We start from the raw sequence: 16,508 nt of genomic DNA on the forward strand, positions 1-16,508 counted from the left end.
TTAAATCACCCCAATACTTTTCACTTCGACGGAACTGAGTAATTCGTTATATGCCAACACTGGAACATCGGGATAATACCGTTCGAGCAATTGTCGAACGAATAGACGAATTGTCGGTGAACATAAAATCACAGCCGATGCCCCATACCGTTCAAACATGGACAGTTGCTCGCCCGTACGTTCGATAATTTCCCGAGCTTGCTCCGGGTCGAGGGCTAAATAGTTCCCAAACTCCGTTTTCTGAACCGCTTCTTGAACGGTTTGTTCTGTCTGACCGCCGAGCGTGACCACGTAAAGCGGCCCCTCAGGAGGCTTCACTTGATCGGTCAACTGACGTGACAAGCCTTGACGGCAATACTCTCCAAGAATCTCTGCATCTTTCGTCACTTTTCCGTAGTCTGCCATCGTCTCGAACAAAAGAGGCAAGTTTCGAATCGATACATTTTCCTGTAACAAGTGGCGTAACACCTTTTGAATCTCGCCGATTGAGAGAACCGATGGCGTGACATCTTCTACTAGAACAGGATGAGTTTCCTTCAAATGTTCGACGAGTTGCTTCGTTTCTTCTCGTCCGAGTAAGTCAGCGGCATGTTTCTTCAGCGTCTCTGTTAAATGTGTCGCGACAACGGATGGGGGGTCGACAACGGTATACCCGCTCATCTCTGCCCTCGTCCGAGTCTCCTCATCAATCCAAAGAGCAGGAAGCCCGAATGCCGGTTCTGTCGTTTCAATCCCATATACTTCAGGGTCTTCAATCCCCGGACTCATCGCCAAGTAATGGTCAAGCAGCAACTCACCTTCCGCGACGACATTCCCTTTCACTTTAATTCGGTAGGCGTTCGGTGAAAGTTGCAAGTGGTCACGAATCCGGACAGTCGGTAAGATAAACCCGAGTTCGAGTGCGAGTTGACGACGAATCATGACGACCCGATCTAACAGGTCACCACCTTGCGACTCGTCCGCAAGCGGAATCAAGCCATATCCGAATTCAAATTCAATCGAGTCAATTTGCAACAACGAGACAACCGACTCAGTCGGTGCTGTTGAAGGTTCTTCCTCGATCATCGGTTCTTCCGTTGCCTGACGGATGTTACGTCGCATCGTATAGGCACCGAAGAACGCGGTACCAGCGATAATCATCGTTACCGGAAGAAGTGGTGGTGACACGAATCCAAGCATGAAGACGATCGAGCCTGCGATATAGAGCAGCGCCGGGTTTTGCCCGAGCTGGTCAATCACATCTTCTCCTAAGTTCCCGTCCGAGACGGCACGGGTCACGATAATCCCAGTCGCTGTTGAAATTAAGAGAGCCGGGATTTGACTGACTAGCCCGTCCCCAATCGTCATGAGTGAGAACGTTTGAAACGCTTGTCCAACCGGTAAACCCATTTGAGCGACACCGATGATAATTCCAAAAATCAAGTTGATTGTTACAATAATAATCCCAGCGATGGCATCCCCTTTAACGAACTTCGAGGCACCATCCATCGACCCATAAAAGTCGGCTTCACTTTGAATTTTACGGCGACGAATCTGAGCCTCTTTGTCATCAATCAACCCAGAGTTCAAGTCAGCATCAATGGCCATCTGTTTCCCTGGCATCGCATCGAGCGTAAAACGTGCAGATACTTCAGACACACGTTCCGCACCCTTCGTGATGACGACGAATTGAATGATGACGAGAATCAGGAAGACGACGAACCCGACAAGGACGTTCCCGCCGATTACAAAGTCACCGAATGTCGCGATGACTTCCCCACCGTACCCGTTCGAAAGAATCGAACGAGTCGTCGATACGTTCAACCCGAGACGAAACAACGTCACAATCAATAAGAGAGAAGGGAATACGGAGAAGTCGAGTGCTTCCCTGGCATTCATCGCTACAAGTAAAATCATGATCGCGATTAATATATTTACGATGATTAAAAAATCTAATAAAAAGCCCGGTAACGGGATGATTAGCATAATGACAATCATCAAGACGCCAATCAAAATTGCAAAGTCTTTCGCTTTTACTGCCAACACATACTCCTCCTCAAGACGGTTGCTTCATTTGGTAGACGAATGCGAGAACTTCCGCAATCGCTTGATAAAACGACTCATCTACCACCTCACCGATGTCGATTTGCGCATAGAGTGCTCGTGCGAGCGGCTTATTCTCTACAATCGCCACGTCATGTTCTTTTGCTACATCTCGAATATGAAAGGCGACTCGGTCGACACCTTTTGCGACAACGAGTGGTGCAAAGTCTTTCGTATCGTCATATCGAATGACGACCGCGTAATGGGTCGGGTTCGTGATGACGACGTCTGCATTTGGAATTTCTTGCATCATACGTCGCATCGCCATTTCTCGTTGCTGCTGTTTGATCTTTGATTTAATGAGTGGATCACCTTCGGAATTTTTGTACTCATCTTTAATATCTTGCTTTGACATTCGAATCGATTTTTCGAAATCAAAACGTTGATAGAAAAAGTCAAGTAACGCAAGTGCGAGTAAAGCGACACTCACCCAAAGTCCAAGCTGAATCGTAATACTCGCGAGTGCGATAATCGATTCTCGAATCTGTTCGACGGCCATGCGAGACAATTCTTTTTGATTTTGCCAAAGGACAGCAACTGCGGTTGTCAGGATGATTAAAAATTTGAATAAGGACTTTAAAAATTCGACGACCGCTTTCATACTGACGATGCGTTTCACCCCTTTAATCGGGTCAATCCGCTCGAGCTTCGGCTGAATGGCCTCTAACGAAAATAGCGCTCCAATTTGGAGGTAGTTGATCAAAATCCCAAACACGACGGCAACGATAAAGAATGGTGCTAAAATCAATCCAACGCGCAGCATCAAATCGACCACCATATCCGACATGCCTCCAGTCACATTGAACAATAAATATTCCGGACTGAGTAAATCTCCAATCAACGAAAGTAATTGTTGACCGATAAATGGCCCAAAAAACGATAACATGAGGAACATTACAAAGAGCGCAAACGCTCCAGTCAAATCCGCAGACTTAGCGACTTGCCCTTTCTTACGAGAATCCTCTCGTTTACGCGGTGTCGCTTTTTCTGTTTTTTCACCTGCAAAAAACTGTAGATTGACCGATAAAGGGTATAGAGGCTTCTTCATGACGCGTCTCCTAGTATAAGCATAAAATCGTGCATCACTTCTTGAAGCAACGGAATGAACTGGCTAATTGATGTCAGTGTCAGCCCTAACAACAAGACCATGACGGAGAACCCGGCAATGAGTTTGAATGAAAAACCGATAGCAAAGATATTGAACTGCGGTGCCGACTTCGCCAAAAAACCAAGTGCTAAATCAACAAGTAATAAAGACGCCATCATCGGTAACGCTAACTGTAATGCGACCATCATCGTCATCGTGACGACTTTTACGGCCATCATGAGCGAGGCTTCGGTAAAGTTGATCATCGGTTGACCGGGTGGGTAGATTTGAAAACTATAGTAAATACCATCAATCAGCAGAAGATGCAAGTTACTCGTCAATAAAATGAATAGCGTAAAAATATAATAAAATCGTCCGATCAATGGCGATTGCCCTCCAAACATCGGATCATACGCGGAAGCCATTGCCAAACCGAGTTGTAAATCGATCACCCCACCGGCAATTTGCGGAGCAAAGAAGAGAATATTGATCAATAATCCGAGCAATAGTCCGATTACGACCTCATATACCACTTGCAACACAAACCCATTGGTCATTTGTATCGGCTCGGTCAATGTGAACATCGCGTAATACGCTAAAAACGCACTGAACCCCACGCGATGCATGACCGGTAACTGCTTCGTCGAGAACAACGGGACACTGACAAAAAAGCCAGACAGTCGCGCGAACGTTAACCCATACATACTGATGAAATCGACTGCATTCATTTCGACGCAACCTCAACCATTAGCTCGAAGATCAATCGGGTGAACCCTTCAATCTGTTGAAGCATCCATGGTCCGAAGATGACCAGTCCAATAAAGACTGAGATGATTTTTGGGACGAACGATAATGTCTGTTCTTGAATTTGAGTCGTGGCCTGTAAAATCGAGATCACGAGACCGACAATCAGTGAGATGAGTAAAAGTGGCATTGCAATTTTTAATAATGTCCACACACTCTCTGTTGCCAAATAGATGACCATTTCTTGTGTCATGTCCGTTCCCCCTACATACTTCTAAGCAATGATTCCACAATCAAGTGCCAACCATCGACCAATACAAACAGTAATAATTTAAACGGTAGTGCGATCATAACCGGTGGAAGCATCATCATCCCCATCGACATGAGGACACTTGCGACGACCATGTCAATGATTAAAAACGGTAAGAAGATCATGAAGCCGATTTGGAATGCGGTCTTCAACTCACTGATCGCGTAAGCAGGTACCAAAGCGAGAAGCGGTACATCATCAAGTGTTTCAGGCTGGTCGTAATTCCCATACTTCAAAAACAATTGCAAATCCTCTTGTCTCGTATATTTCGACATGAATGCCTTCATCGTCCCACTCGCCTCATCGAACGCCTCATCTTGTGAGATCTTGTCATCGAGGTAAGGCTTCAAAGCGTTCTCGTTTAAGTCAGAGAGAACCGGCGACATGACGAACAGTGTGATAAACAATGCCAATCCGACAATCAATTGGTTTGGCGGGGTTTGCTGTGTACCGAGCGCTGGTCGAATGAATGACAGGACGACCACGACCCGGGTGAAACAGGTCATCAAGATTAAAAAGGATGGTGCAAGCGTCAGTAACGTCAACAAAATCAATAACTTGATGGATGTCGAGGTACTGTCCGGTGTTTCTAAATTGATTAATTGCTCAAACGTTGTCATGATTTCTTCCTCACTTCTTCTAGCTGAGCAAGTTGTTTCTTAAAGGTGTCTAAAAATGCATTCGAATTTGACGTTCGGAGTGACAAAGATTCTGTTTGCTCGTCATCCACCGCTTCCGCATCGAGTCGATCGATCAGTTGAATCGAGTCACCTACACCAAGGACGTACACTTGGTCCCCGAGCTTCACGAGCTGGACAGAGCGATCTTTTCCGAGAGGGACACCTCCGAGATGTTTCATATGTTGAGTCGCTTTCACGCCTTGTGTTTTTGAACTGAGCCAACGCATCAAGACGATGAAACCACCGACCACGACAACGAGACTTAACACGACTTTCACGCCATTGCCAATCGTTGACGCTGTCGTTGGAACTTTACTTTCCACTTCATCTGTCTGTTGTTGCTCGAATTGTTGGTCTACGGTGGCGGCCTCAACCGTGGCCGGAACAAAGAGCCCGACCACGAGAAGAATAATCAACCACCATTGCTTCATTGTGCGACCGTTTTAGAAACTGCTTCGATGACGCGTTCTGCGTTGAACGGCTTGACGATGAAATCTTTCGCACCGGCTTGAATCGCATCAATGACCATCGCTTGTTGCCCCATCGCCGAACACATAATAATTTTAGCGTTTGAGTCAAAACTGCGAATTTCTTTCAAGGCTGCCAAACCGTCCATCTCAGGCATCGTAATATCGAGTGTGACGAGATCCGGTGTGAGTTCACGGTATTTCGCAATTGCGTCCGCTCCGTTCTCCGCCTCACCTACTACGTCATATCCGTTCTTTGTCAAAATATCTTTGATCATCATGCGCATGAACGCTGCGTCATCCACTACTAATACTTTTGCACTCATTCTAATTTCCTCCTTAGACGATTCCGATCCGCTCATGCGGTTGAATAATTTCTGTTACCCGTACCCCAAAGTTTTCTTCAATGACCACAACTTCTCCTCTAGCGATTCGTTGTTGATTGACATAAATATCGACCGGTTCACCTGCTAGCTTGTCGAGTTCGATGATGGAGCCTTGCGATAACTCAAGCACTTCCCGAACGGATTTTTTCGTTCTTCCTAACTCTACTGTCACGTTCAACGGAACGTCATACAATAGACCAAGGTTCGCCGGGGCTGCATCTTGTGAGGCCGATGATTGGAGCGGCATAAATTCTGCCTGACTCACTGCCACTTCAGGCATGGGCTTTTGCTTATCCGGTTGCGGGGCAACAGATTGTGATTGTGCTTGCGGTTGCGGTTTTGGTGCTTCCACTTTCGGTTGCTCTTTTACCGATTGTTTTACTTCCCCGGTTGCTTTCATCAACTCATCGACCAATTGCTTTCCAAACTGAATTGGTGCAATCTGGACGATTTTAGAGTCAATCAATGTGCCCACTTTGAGATTGAATTCAATGAGTACCATTGTTTCCCAAAGTTCAAGCCGATCGATAATGGTCTGATTCTTCGTTGCATCAAATACTTCAACAAGTGGTGGGGAAATGTCGATTTTTTTCGAAAATACCGTCGACAGTGACGTTGCTGCCGCACCCATCATCTGGTTCATCGCTTCTTGAACAGCCGATAAACGAATCTCATCGAGACTATCAGGATCTACATTCTCACCCGTTCCACCTAGCATAAGATCAGAAATGATGGCCGCATCTTCGCGAGTCAACACGAGGACGTTCTCCCCTTTAATTCCTTCTGTGTAACCAACACGTAAGGCCACGTGAGGAGTTGGGTAACGCTCACGCAAGGCATCAATTGTCACTTCACTGACAATCGGTGTCGTGATTTCAACTTTTTGTTGTAGTAGTGTCGACAAGGCCGTTGCCGAGTTGCCGAACGAAATGTTACCAATTTCCCCAAGTGCGTCGCTCTCCATCGAATCTAAATGTTCTTCTTTCACTTCGACTTCCGGCGTCGGCGTATTGTCGCTTGTTCCACGTAATAACGCGTCAATTTCATCTTGTGACAGCATCTCACTCATTGCTCTTCCTCCTTCACACGGTGAAGCACTTGCACAGCCATTCGCTTCCCGCTCACACCGACTTGCCCTTTAAATACTTTATTTTCTCCCACCATGACGGATAGAGGTTCTTTCGCTAATTGATCAAGTGCCAAACAATCTCCAACTTCTAGATGCAGTAAATCTCCAAACGTAATTGTCGTCTCACCGAGTAAAGAGACAACCTCGACCGCCGAGTTCATCAACTGGGCTTTGAGCGGTTCTTTACTCGATTCGCTCGCATTCCGACGATTCGCTTCCTGCATCCAATAATGACTCGAGAGTTTGGATAAAACAGGTTCGATTGTCACGAATGGGAGACAGACGTTGATTGTCCCACTCACTTCCCCAATCGTCACTCCAATCGAGATCAACACGACCGTCTCGTTTGGTGAAACGAGTTGCAAGAACTGCGGATTCACTTCAACAGCAGACATTTCTGCTTTAATCTCTGCAATCGATTCCCATGCATCCCCATAACTTGAAAAGGCACGCTTGTACAATTGCGTCAAAATCCGCATCTCGATTTCAGTGAACGATTCGATTTTATCCACCTCGACACCCGGGCCACCAAGTAAGCGGTCTAACATCGCATACGAAATGTTCGGGTTGACCTCGATGATGAACCGACCGTTGAGCGGTGGCGCTTCAATCAAGTTGATCATCGTCATACTCGGAATAGAATGAATGAATTCATCGTACGGTAATTGTTCGACCGAGTTGACCGAAAATTGAACATATGTGCGAAGCTGGGCCGAGAAAAATGTCGTTAACATGCGAGTGAAGTGCTCGTGAATCCGAGTTAAACTACGAATTTGATCTTTAGAAAATCGAACGGCTCGCTTGAAGTCGTATTGTCGAACTTTTTTCTCTTCCTCTTGTGCGAGAAAGGAATCCGCTTCGACATCCCCACTGCTTAGAGCAGATAGTAAGGCATCAATTTCTTGTTGAGACAGTACTTCTCCCATGATGCCACCTCACTGAATAATTTTCTTCGTCATATAGACGCGTTGGACTTCACCTTCTTCAAGCAGTCCGTTAAGTTGTTCTCGTAATGTTTGTTCGAACTTTTGCATATCTTCTTTCGTCGTCAACTGTGCTTTGGTCATGCCAGCCAAATCGCCAAGAATAACGTTATGAACTTGGAACTTGCGCAGTTCTAAATTCTCTTTTGTTTCAGCTGCATCAGTGACAATCGTAAATTGAACGTTGATGAAACGCTCGTCTTGAATGTTTGTCGTCATATCATCTGTCATGAAACTACGTTCCGCCAACTCTTCAGCCGTGACCGGTTTCGTTTTAGCAGTGACGTTATCACCGAAGACGTATTTGTAGGTCATGAACCCGGCTCCGCCCATGACGAGCAGGACGACTAGCAAGATAATCACGACCTTCAGGCCGCCACCTTTTTTCTTTTCTTCTTCACTCATCTTCTTCACCTCTTGTGAACATCGTTCCGACTAAACCAATTGAGCGGTAAAAGACTTCGGTTCGTTCAATGATTTGGTCTTTCGTTTCTTTCACGAGATACGTTTTGCCATTAAACAATTGGATAATCGTGTCGGGCTCTGCTTTCACCGTTTCGATGAGCAGGGCGTTGAGCACGAACTCCTCACCTCGAAATGCCGTGACGCGAATCATCAGCGTTTCAAGTTAACGAGCTCTTGAAGAATCTCGTCTGAAGTTGTAATAATACGTGTATTCGCCTGGAAACCACGTTGTGCCACAATCATTTCCGTGAACTCTTCAGAGAGGTCAACGTTTGACATTTCAAGTGCACCGGAGACGAGTGTTCCTCTACCTTCTGCCCCCGGGACTCCAATCTGCGGTACACCTGAGTTTTGTGATTCAGAAAAGTTGTTTGCCCCAGTCTTTGAAAGACCTGCATTGTTCGCAAAGTTTGCTGTGACAATATAACCCGCAACTTGTAATTTACCTGCATCATCTACAAAGCTGACTTTACCGTCTTTTGCAACCGAAATCGCTTTGGCAGTTGGAGGAATCTGAATACGGCCATATCCATCTGCTGGACCAGGAGTTACCGTTGGATCGTATGGTGCAATTGCGGTTTCAACAGAATTAAGTGGTGGAGTTCCAGCTGGTGGTGTCGCTGTACGAGAAGCTAGTAAGAACGTCCCGTCCCCAGTGACAAGGTTTCCATCATTGTCAGTATAAAAGTTACCTGCACGAGTATATTGGAATCCATTTTCAGTTCGTGTTACATAAAAACCTTCACCTGAAATTCCAACATCAAGGGCACGCCCTGTATTTTGCATGGCCCCTTGGTTGTACACGTTATCGACCGTTGCCATCGTACCACCTAGTCCGATTTCTTTCGGGTTAATCCCCCCTGCAGTCGTTCCGTTACCACCCGATGCACTACCAACTTGCTGACTGACGAGGTCTTTGAACGTGACGCGACCTTTTTTATATCCGAACGTGTTGACGTTGGCGATGTTGTTCCCGACGACGTCTAGCTTTGATTGAAAGTTCTTCAATCCACTGATTCCTGAGTACATTGCTCTTAACATTATATTTCCCCCTACGCTTATTTGATGGAAGTGATATCGTATACGCTGACTGACGTGCCGTCTTCAAGATCGGCCATATACCCTGTTAAATCATTTCGAGAGATTGAGACAACGCGACCTGACCCTTTTGTCGTCTCTTCGCTCGTTTCTGATGTGAAGTCGATTGTTTTACCAATCATGCTACTGTATTCAGAAATCGATGACATATGGCGGTCAACGAGGACAGAGTCAAGTTGTTTCGAGATCGTTTGCATCTGTTCGAGTGAAGAGAATTGCGCCATCTGTGCGATGAATTCACGGTCTTCCATCGGCGACATCGGGTCCTGGTTCGCGATTTGAGCGAGTAACAATTTCATGAACATGTCCTTGTCGTATTGATTCGTCGCTTTTGGAAGCGACTGGTCTGGCAATGTATAATCATTCGTCTTCGGCTGGATGCTCGTCATCTTCAGATCCTCCTTTCGGCTGTTCGTTAGGTTGTTCCTGGTCCGGTTGCTCAGAACCTTCTGACGTGCCCGACTTCGAATCAAGAGCTTGTTGTGTCAAGTTGACCTCAACCCGAACGTTTTGAGAATGAGGTGCCAATGTTTGCTGCAACTGTTGGACTTGCGACTGAATCAGTTGCTTCGCCTCTTGGCTACTGGCAAACATTTTGACGACAAGCTCCCCGTTCTTCCGTTCCAACTTGACGACAAGTTCTCCAAGTTGCTCCGGATATAGCCTCACGGTGAACACTTTTGAACCATCCGCCCCACTTTTGAACGGTGCCTTTTGAAGAGCCGCTTCAATCCGAGCTTGTAAGTTTTCAGGAATTGACCCTTTTGAAGCATACATGACGGTATCCACATCAATTTGTGGTCTCGACCAGTTCATTCCTTTCGGCATCCAGTCGACATTACTTGACTGAAGTGCAGGTTTTGCTATTTTTACGGTTTCAACATTCGTCATTACGGGAACTTCTTTCATTGTGCCCTCGCCTGGACCTTTATGTTGCGTGATGATCCGCTGAATCGTTTGAACATGCTTTGCAAGTTCTTGATTCGGAACAGGTTGAGTGACTGGAACATGTGGCGTTTGACCAGCTGCTTCTTTTTGGTTCATTACATTGATTGATGAGCTAGCCTGCGTAATCACCGGTAAAACCGAAGTTGAGAGCGTCTCAGCTTCTTGTGAGGAATTGGACAATTGCCCGAGTAATCCTACATACGCATCCATAAACGTACGATACGCATCTTGCGGTAATGACTTAAGCCAATCCAACGTGTCAGGTTTTTGAAACCATGACTCGAGTTCCTTAGCCATCTTTTCAAGGTCGACCGCTGCTTCAGGAAGCGCGCCTTCTTCAAGATGAGGAAGTGCTGTTTGCTCTCCAGAGCCTTGCGTCGAACCGAGCATCGCCGACAGGAGGTCTAGAAAGCCGCCTGCGCTCTGCGACTCACCTTCCGCAACTCCGGCTCGAGCCGTTGATCCTTGAATGGCTTGTGTCAATAAAGCGATATTCAATGTTGGCCCTCCCTTTTCATGTTCATTGGAGAAGCTGCGTCACAACCGCAGCTTGCTGTGCGTTCATACGCCCTAAAATATCCGCCTGCTGTTTAGGAGATAATTCCTTTAACAGGTCAGCTACCTGCGGGCTCTCTAGCTCGCCCATGATTGCTGCAGCCTGTTTGGCAGACATTTCTTCATAGACACTGGCAACATCGGATGAGGTTTCATCTTCTTTAGTCGCTGCTTCAAGCTCAGAGGTGAGACGATCTCGTTCGCGAATCAAATCGGTAATTTCTTCTTGTCTCGCTTTTACTTCGTTCGTCAATTCAACATTCTCATTCCGTAATTTTTCAATCTCACTGTTCGCCGCTTTCAAGCGATTCGTTGTTTCTGAATCGATTCCCGTTACATTGACTTGAGTCTCAGACGTTTTAGTTTCCCCCGTCTTTTCGTCATTCTTTACTTCTAGTAAGGGAACAGATAACAGTGGACGGTCCATCGCATAGTTCATGACGACGATTCCGCCAACTAAAATGAAAATCGCTGGGATGAGGACCAACGCCACAATCATTTGCTTGCCTCGTTTATTGTTCTCTTTTGCCATGCTACTTCCCTTTCCCATGATGAATCACAGCAAGTTCGTCCATCATTTGTTGCTCTGTAAGTTTTGCCACTGTCATCTCATGCAGGCTGGCTTTTTCATGCAGTGTCACATATTTCTTTTCTTCCACCACTTTGCCGAGCAATCGCTCTTGCGATACATGATAGTGATTGCGCGCTTGTTGAACGACGAGCTGTTGCGTCTCGATTTGACGTTTCACTTGTTCTCGTGTTTTTTCACGATATTGCGACATGAGGAGATCGATTCTTCCAGATTGTTCATCTTGATGTTTAATCAATGTTTCATACATTAAGAGGAGATCATATAACTTCTCCATCTCCGTTTCGAGTTTCGATTTCAACCCCCTTACTTCTAAGGCAGCATCTTCTTTCTCATGTTCAGCTATAGGCATGATTCGTTCTAATATGAGTCTATTCATGATTCACCTCGCGCGATATGTGACAAGTGGCCCATCGTCTGTTCAAATGCGGCGTCTTCCTCAATCGATTGCTTCAAGAACGTCAATAAGAATGGATACTTCTCAATTGCCGTATCGATTGCCGGATTGGTCCCTTTTTTATATGCACCGATATTAATCAAATCTTCTGCATCGATATAAGTTGCCAACCAGCTACGGAATGTTTGAGCCGCTTCCCGATGTACAGGAGACGCGATTTGATTCATGACCCGGCTAATCGACTTTAAGACATGGATCGCAGGAAACTGTCCACGGTTCGCAAGCGAACGGTCCATGACAAAGTGTCCATCTAATATCCCTCGCACCGCATCAGCGATCGGTTCGTTCATATCATCCCCATCGACAAGCACCGTATAAAACGCCGTGATTGATCCGCTGGCTGCGGTACCACTCCGTTCTAGCAGTTGTGGCAACATGGCGAATACAGACGGTGTATACCCTTTAGATGTCGGTGGTTCACCGGTTGCGAGTCCAATTTCACGCTGCGCCATCGCAAAACGTGTCACCGAGTCCATCATGAGAACCACTTCTTTTCCTTGGTCGCGGAAATACTCTGCAATCGCGGTAGCCGTGTATGCACCCTTCAAGCGGACAAGCGGTGGCTGATCACTCGTCGCTACAATCACGACGGATCGAGCCATTCCTTCCGGTCCAAGCTCTTTTTCGATGAACTCTTTTACTTCTCGCCCACGTTCTCCAATGAGTGCAATGACATTAATGTCAGCAGAAGAACGTTTGGCAATCATCCCGAGCAACGTCGACTTTCCTACGCCAGACCCGGCAAATAATCCGACACGTTGACCTTTTCCGACGGTCAAAAGACCATCAATCATGCGGACACCGGTCGATAGAGCTTCTAAAATCCTCGGTCGATTCAGTGGGTTCGGCGGTTTGCGTTGAACGTCGTAACGTTTTCCGGTCACGAGTTGCTCACCGGATAAGGGACGTCCTAAACCGTCGAGTACTTGTCCGATCAGTTCTGCGCCTACAGGAACTTGAAGCATCTTCCCTGTCCCTTTTACAAGACAACCCGGTGCGATTTGGATAGTTTCACCGTATGGCATGAGAAGAACACGCTCTTCATTGAAGCCAACTACTTCTGCTTCAACCGTTTCATTTGAAGGAAGGACAATCAAACATCGTTCCCCGACAAACGCGCTCGGTCCATTTGATTCAATCATCAATCCGACGACCCGACAGACTCTACCGATTTTACGCGTATACTCGCCATCTGCGGACTGCTTGATTGATTCGATGACCTGTTCAATAAGCGCCATCCGCTAAAACCTCCTCGATTTTGGCTTGGATGCGTTCGAAGCTGTACGATAAATCGACTTCATTTCCTCGATGTGGCGATTCAATTCGAATAGCTGTTTCGTCAAGCGATCCATCTCCACGATACTTAAGAGGCGGTGTCTCGTCTGTCCGCCACATCGATTCGAATTGCTGAATCGATGCGAGTCGGGTCGGATGTACAAAGATTGTGAGTGCTTCGGCGTCAATTAGGTGTGACATCTGTTCACGAATCATCGTCGCAAACAACTCTTCATCTTTTCGAACAAGATCCGTTGTCACATGAGCACTGACTGAAACGGCCAATTCAATCAGCTGTTCTTCCGCTTGCTTCCATTTTTCTTCAAACAAGAGTTCGAGCTCGGTCGAAACGGAATTTAAACGCGTCGTGATGTCTTCAAACTCCGCCAGTCCATCCTGTCTCCCTTGAAGAAGACCAGCTTGATACCCTTCTGAACGGGCTTCTTCAAACGCTTGTTGTTTCAAACGTTCTAATTGCTCTACTTCTGTCAGTTGAAACTGTTGAAATGCTTCTTCATCCTGTTTCAGCTTCTCGTAGCGCGACTCGATGACTTGATGATGGTCGATGTGATCGGTCGGTTCAATAACGGGTGTTTCTAATCGTTTGGATTCAATCCGTTGCGGAATGTTCGACATTGCACGTTGACGTTTGATTACATTAGACAACGATGTCATCTCCTCCACCTCGGCTGATTACAATCTCGCCGACATCCTCTAGGCGGCGAATGATTCCGACGATGCGGCTCTGCGCCTCTTCCACGTCACGCAATCGCACTGGCCCCATGAATTCCATGTCTTCTTTGAACGTTTCGACCATCCGTTGTGACATGTTTTTGAAGATGATTTGTTTTACTTCTTCTGAAGACACTTTGAGTGCTAACAACAAATCATCGTTCGCCACTTCACGGATGATTCGTTGAATCGCACGAGAGTCGAGTGTGACGATATCTTCGAATACGAACATGCGTTTCTTGATTTCTTCTGCGAGCTCTGGGTCTTCGATTTCGAGCGCATCGAGAATCGTGCGTTCCGTCGTCCGGTCGACACCATTCAACACTTCGACAACCGCCTCAATACCACCCGACTGGGCATAATCTTGCATATCCGTTTGCGAGAGGTTCTTTTCAAGAATTTGTTCCACTTCATGAATAACGTCAGGATTGAGTCGATCCATCGTCGCAATCCGTTTTGCTACTTCCGATTGAATCTCAGGCGGTAGCTCCGATAATATCTGGCCTGACTTGACCGGTTCTAAATGGGCTAATATCAATGCAATCGTCTGTGGATGTTCATTTTGTATAAAGTTCAGTAACTGTTTCGGGTCTGCTTTTCGTGCAAACTCGAACGGTCGTACTTGTAAGGTCGATGTTAGACGATGAATCAATGCCATCGCTTTATCTTCACCAACGGCCTTCTCAAGGACCGTTTTCGCAAATCCGATCCCACCTTGAGTGATGTAGCTTTGTGCCATGGCGAGCTCATGGAACTCACCGAGAATGCTATCTTTTTCTTCCGGGGACACTTTTTTTAACGCTGAAATTTGAAGCGTCAGTTGTTCCATCTCTTCTTCAGAAAGATGCTTATAGACGTTCGCCGCCACTTCCGGTCCCAGGGAAATCATGAGCATCGCTGCTTTTTCGCGATTCGATTGTTTTGCATAATTCACGTTACTCACTCCTCAGACATCCAAGTACGAAGCAGTTTAGCAAACTCTTCTGGATTACTTTCAGCTAATTTTTCTAACTGTTTCTTCTTCACTGCCCCTTCACCTCGCTCCTCGAGGTCCAGGTCTGGAACTTCATCTTCATATGGGACTTCCCATTCGTTCGTCTCTTCCACGACTTCTTGCTTGCGTCTACGCATCGCGAAGAAGATGAGCGCAATAAGAATGACCGCTCCGGCTGCTGTCGCATACATCCACCATGGTGTAGGTAGTTCCGTTGCCGCGATTTCTTCTACTTCGGCGAACGGTCTCGACACAACGACGACCTTCTGTTCGAGTTCGGCATCTGTGATGGCCACATCCGTCTTCGCTAATGAAGTTCGAATGATGGAATACATCATCGTTTCGAGATCACCTTCGAGTTGTGGATCGATACTCGTTGCACCATCTGGCGGCTCAACAATGAGTTGCACACCTAGGTCGCGAATCGTATACGGTGCATTTTGAATCTGTTTGGTGATGCGATTCACTTCATAATTGATGATTTCATGATTCTTTTCACTTTCTTCCGTTCCGTCCCCTGTAGCTGCCGGGAAGTTGATTGTGTCATTTTCACCAGTCCCAGTTGCTTCTGTCGCCGTCCCAGTTGCGCCTGTGTAAGCTTCTGCGATTCGTTCAGCTGAAGTCACAATACCTTCCATATTTTTTTCATCAACTGGCGTCACTAAATTCTGTTCTTCGGCTGTCTGTGTCGTATCGATATCAGCTGTGACAGAAACGAGTACGCTCCGTTCACCTAGTAAGACAGATAACATCTGTTGGATTTGTTGACGGACATCTTTTTCGACTTGACGTTTTAGTGCCAATGGGTCAGATGAAGAGCCCCCTGCAACTACCGTTTGATCGAGATCATAATACGTAAAGTATTGATCCATAATTGAAATATTTTCAGGTTTTAAGTTAGGAACACTCTTACTGATTAAATGATAGAGGCCTTTCACTGTATTCGGTTCCAAGCTCGTTCCTGCACCGACGTTTAATACAATTGAAGCTGTCGGTTCGCCTTGATCTTCTGCTAAAAAGACAGACTTTTCAGGAAGGGAGATGATGACTTTCGCTTGATTGATACCTTCAATTTGAGTGATGAGACGCTCTAACTCCGTCTGCATTGCACTTCGTTCGATGACAGCCATTTCACGGTCTGTCGTTCCAAAACCTGCGTTTTCACTGAAGAAGCTATAGTCAATCGATCCGGATTTTGGAATCCCGGCCGCGGCAAGGCTCACTTTTAACTGATCGACCATTTCATTTGGTACATATACGCTCACACCGTTCGAAGTCGCCTTGATTTCTGACTTCACTCCGTCCGCCGTCAACTTCTCCGTCACTTCACCTGCTTCTTGTGCAGACAAGTTCGTATAGAGAGGTGACATGTTTGGTCTCGAAAGGAAGAATGTGAGTACGAAGGCCGCGATTAGAATGACCGCAATCGAGATGCCCCATACGAGTTTTTGCTTCGTTGAAATCGCCTTCAATGAGTCGGTCATGGATTTGAATCGTTCTTTTAATTGTTCATTCATCGCAACTTGT

20 protein-coding genes are annotated in these 16,508 nt (G+C 46.4%); all 20 read right to left on the reverse strand.

All coding sequences use genetic code 11. The features are described 5' to 3' along the window. From flhA to fliF, 20 genes are read right to left on the reverse strand one after another with little or no spacing between them, the layout of a single operon-like run. Complete coding sequence (gene flhA / locus KNO96_RS03395; RefSeq protein WP_026826232.1) at positions 1-2,022, reverse strand: flagellar biosynthesis protein FlhA; 2,022 nt, start codon at positions 2,020-2,022, stop codon at positions 1-3. Between the two features lie 13 nt (positions 2,023-2,035). Continuing rightward, positions 2,036-3,130: a flagellar biosynthesis protein FlhB gene (gene flhB, locus KNO96_RS03400; RefSeq protein ID WP_026826233.1), complete on the reverse strand. Its 1,095-nt coding sequence runs from the start codon at positions 3,128-3,130 to the stop codon at positions 2,036-2,038. Then, entirely contained in the window at positions 3,127-3,897 is a 771-nt protein-coding gene (fliR, locus tag KNO96_RS03405) for a flagellar biosynthetic protein FliR (protein WP_026826234.1), read from the reverse strand. Before fliR ends, flhB begins: the two co-directional genes overlap by 4 nt. Then, positions 3,894-4,166, reverse strand: a complete 273-nt coding sequence (fliQ, locus tag KNO96_RS03410; protein ID WP_026826235.1) for a flagellar biosynthesis protein FliQ — start codon at positions 4,164-4,166, stop codon at positions 3,894-3,896. Before fliQ ends, fliR begins: the two co-directional genes overlap by 4 nt. 11 nt (positions 4,167-4,177) lie before the next feature. Continuing rightward, positions 4,178-4,843, reverse strand: a complete 666-nt coding sequence (gene fliP / locus KNO96_RS03415; protein ID WP_026826236.1) for a flagellar type III secretion system pore protein FliP — start codon at positions 4,841-4,843, stop codon at positions 4,178-4,180. Then, positions 4,840-5,334: a flagellar biosynthetic protein FliO gene (locus KNO96_RS03420; protein WP_026826237.1), complete on the reverse strand. Its 495-nt coding sequence runs from the start codon at positions 5,332-5,334 to the stop codon at positions 4,840-4,842. The genes fliP and KNO96_RS03420 overlap by 4 nt, the downstream gene beginning before the upstream one ends. Then, positions 5,331-5,696 carry a response regulator gene (locus tag KNO96_RS03425; protein ID WP_026826238.1) on the reverse strand — a complete coding sequence of 122 codons (366 nt, stop codon included), beginning with the start codon at positions 5,694-5,696 and terminating at the stop codon, positions 5,331-5,333. The genes KNO96_RS03420 and KNO96_RS03425 overlap by 4 nt, the downstream gene beginning before the upstream one ends. 13 nt (positions 5,697-5,709) lie before the next feature. After that, complete coding sequence (gene fliY, locus KNO96_RS03430) at positions 5,710-6,825, reverse strand: flagellar motor switch phosphatase FliY (RefSeq protein WP_026826239.1); 1,116 nt, start codon at positions 6,823-6,825, stop codon at positions 5,710-5,712. Continuing rightward, positions 6,822-7,811 carry a flagellar motor switch protein FliM gene (gene fliM, locus KNO96_RS03435; protein ID WP_026826240.1) on the reverse strand — a complete coding sequence of 330 codons (990 nt, stop codon included), beginning with the start codon at positions 7,809-7,811 and terminating at the stop codon, positions 6,822-6,824. The genes fliY and fliM overlap by 4 nt, the downstream gene beginning before the upstream one ends. 9 nt (positions 7,812-7,820) lie before the next feature. Next, positions 7,821-8,273: a flagellar basal body-associated FliL family protein gene (locus tag KNO96_RS03440; RefSeq protein WP_026826241.1), complete on the reverse strand. Its 453-nt coding sequence runs from the start codon at positions 8,271-8,273 to the stop codon at positions 7,821-7,823. Beyond that, the gene (locus KNO96_RS03445) at positions 8,266-8,484 is read right to left on the reverse strand and encodes a flagellar FlbD family protein (RefSeq protein WP_026826242.1); all 219 of its coding nucleotides are present in this window, start codon (positions 8,482-8,484) and stop codon (positions 8,266-8,268) included. Before KNO96_RS03445 ends, KNO96_RS03440 begins: the two co-directional genes overlap by 8 nt. Then, on the reverse strand, positions 8,484-9,374 hold the full coding sequence (gene flgG / locus KNO96_RS03450; RefSeq protein WP_026826243.1) for a flagellar basal body rod protein FlgG: 891 nt from the start codon (positions 9,372-9,374) through the stop codon (positions 8,484-8,486). The genes KNO96_RS03445 and flgG overlap by 1 nt, the downstream gene beginning before the upstream one ends. A 17-nt stretch (positions 9,375-9,391) precedes the next feature. Continuing rightward, on the reverse strand, positions 9,392-9,820 hold the full coding sequence (locus tag KNO96_RS03455; RefSeq protein WP_026826244.1) for a flagellar hook capping FlgD N-terminal domain-containing protein: 429 nt from the start codon (positions 9,818-9,820) through the stop codon (positions 9,392-9,394). Continuing rightward, positions 9,792-10,877, reverse strand: coding sequence for a flagellar hook-length control protein FliK (locus KNO96_RS03460; RefSeq protein WP_214702240.1), 1,086 nt, complete (start codon positions 10,875-10,877; stop codon positions 9,792-9,794). Before KNO96_RS03460 ends, KNO96_RS03455 begins: the two co-directional genes overlap by 29 nt. Before the next feature lie 22 nt (positions 10,878-10,899). Then, positions 10,900-11,466 (reverse strand): MotE family protein, encoded by a 567-nt coding sequence (locus KNO96_RS03465; RefSeq protein ID WP_026826246.1) that lies wholly within the window; start codon positions 11,464-11,466, stop codon positions 10,900-10,902. Between the two features lies 1 nt (position 11,467). Next, the gene (locus KNO96_RS03470; protein WP_214702241.1) at positions 11,468-11,902 is read right to left on the reverse strand and encodes a flagellar FliJ family protein; all 435 of its coding nucleotides are present in this window, start codon (positions 11,900-11,902) and stop codon (positions 11,468-11,470) included. Continuing rightward, positions 11,899-13,218, reverse strand: coding sequence for a flagellar protein export ATPase FliI (gene fliI / locus KNO96_RS03475; RefSeq protein WP_026826248.1), 1,320 nt, complete (start codon positions 13,216-13,218; stop codon positions 11,899-11,901). The genes KNO96_RS03470 and fliI overlap by 4 nt, the downstream gene beginning before the upstream one ends. Further along, entirely contained in the window at positions 13,205-13,930 is a 726-nt protein-coding gene (locus KNO96_RS03480; RefSeq protein WP_214702242.1) for a FliH/SctL family protein, read from the reverse strand. Before KNO96_RS03480 ends, fliI begins: the two co-directional genes overlap by 14 nt. Next, on the reverse strand, positions 13,914-14,921 hold the full coding sequence (fliG, locus tag KNO96_RS03485) for a flagellar motor switch protein FliG (protein ID WP_026826250.1): 1,008 nt from the start codon (positions 14,919-14,921) through the stop codon (positions 13,914-13,916). Before fliG ends, KNO96_RS03480 begins: the two co-directional genes overlap by 17 nt. A 5-nt stretch (positions 14,922-14,926) precedes the next feature. Then, positions 14,927-16,498 carry a flagellar basal-body MS-ring/collar protein FliF gene (gene fliF, locus KNO96_RS03490; RefSeq protein ID WP_214702243.1) on the reverse strand — a complete coding sequence of 524 codons (1,572 nt, stop codon included), beginning with the start codon at positions 16,496-16,498 and terminating at the stop codon, positions 14,927-14,929. Positions 16,499-16,508: the final 10 nt, after the last annotated feature.

Origin of the sequence: Exiguobacterium sp. s89 (genome assembly GCF_018617735.1) — a bacterium.
Classification (GTDB): Bacteria; Bacillota; Bacilli; order Exiguobacteriales; family Exiguobacteriaceae; genus Exiguobacterium; species Exiguobacterium marinum.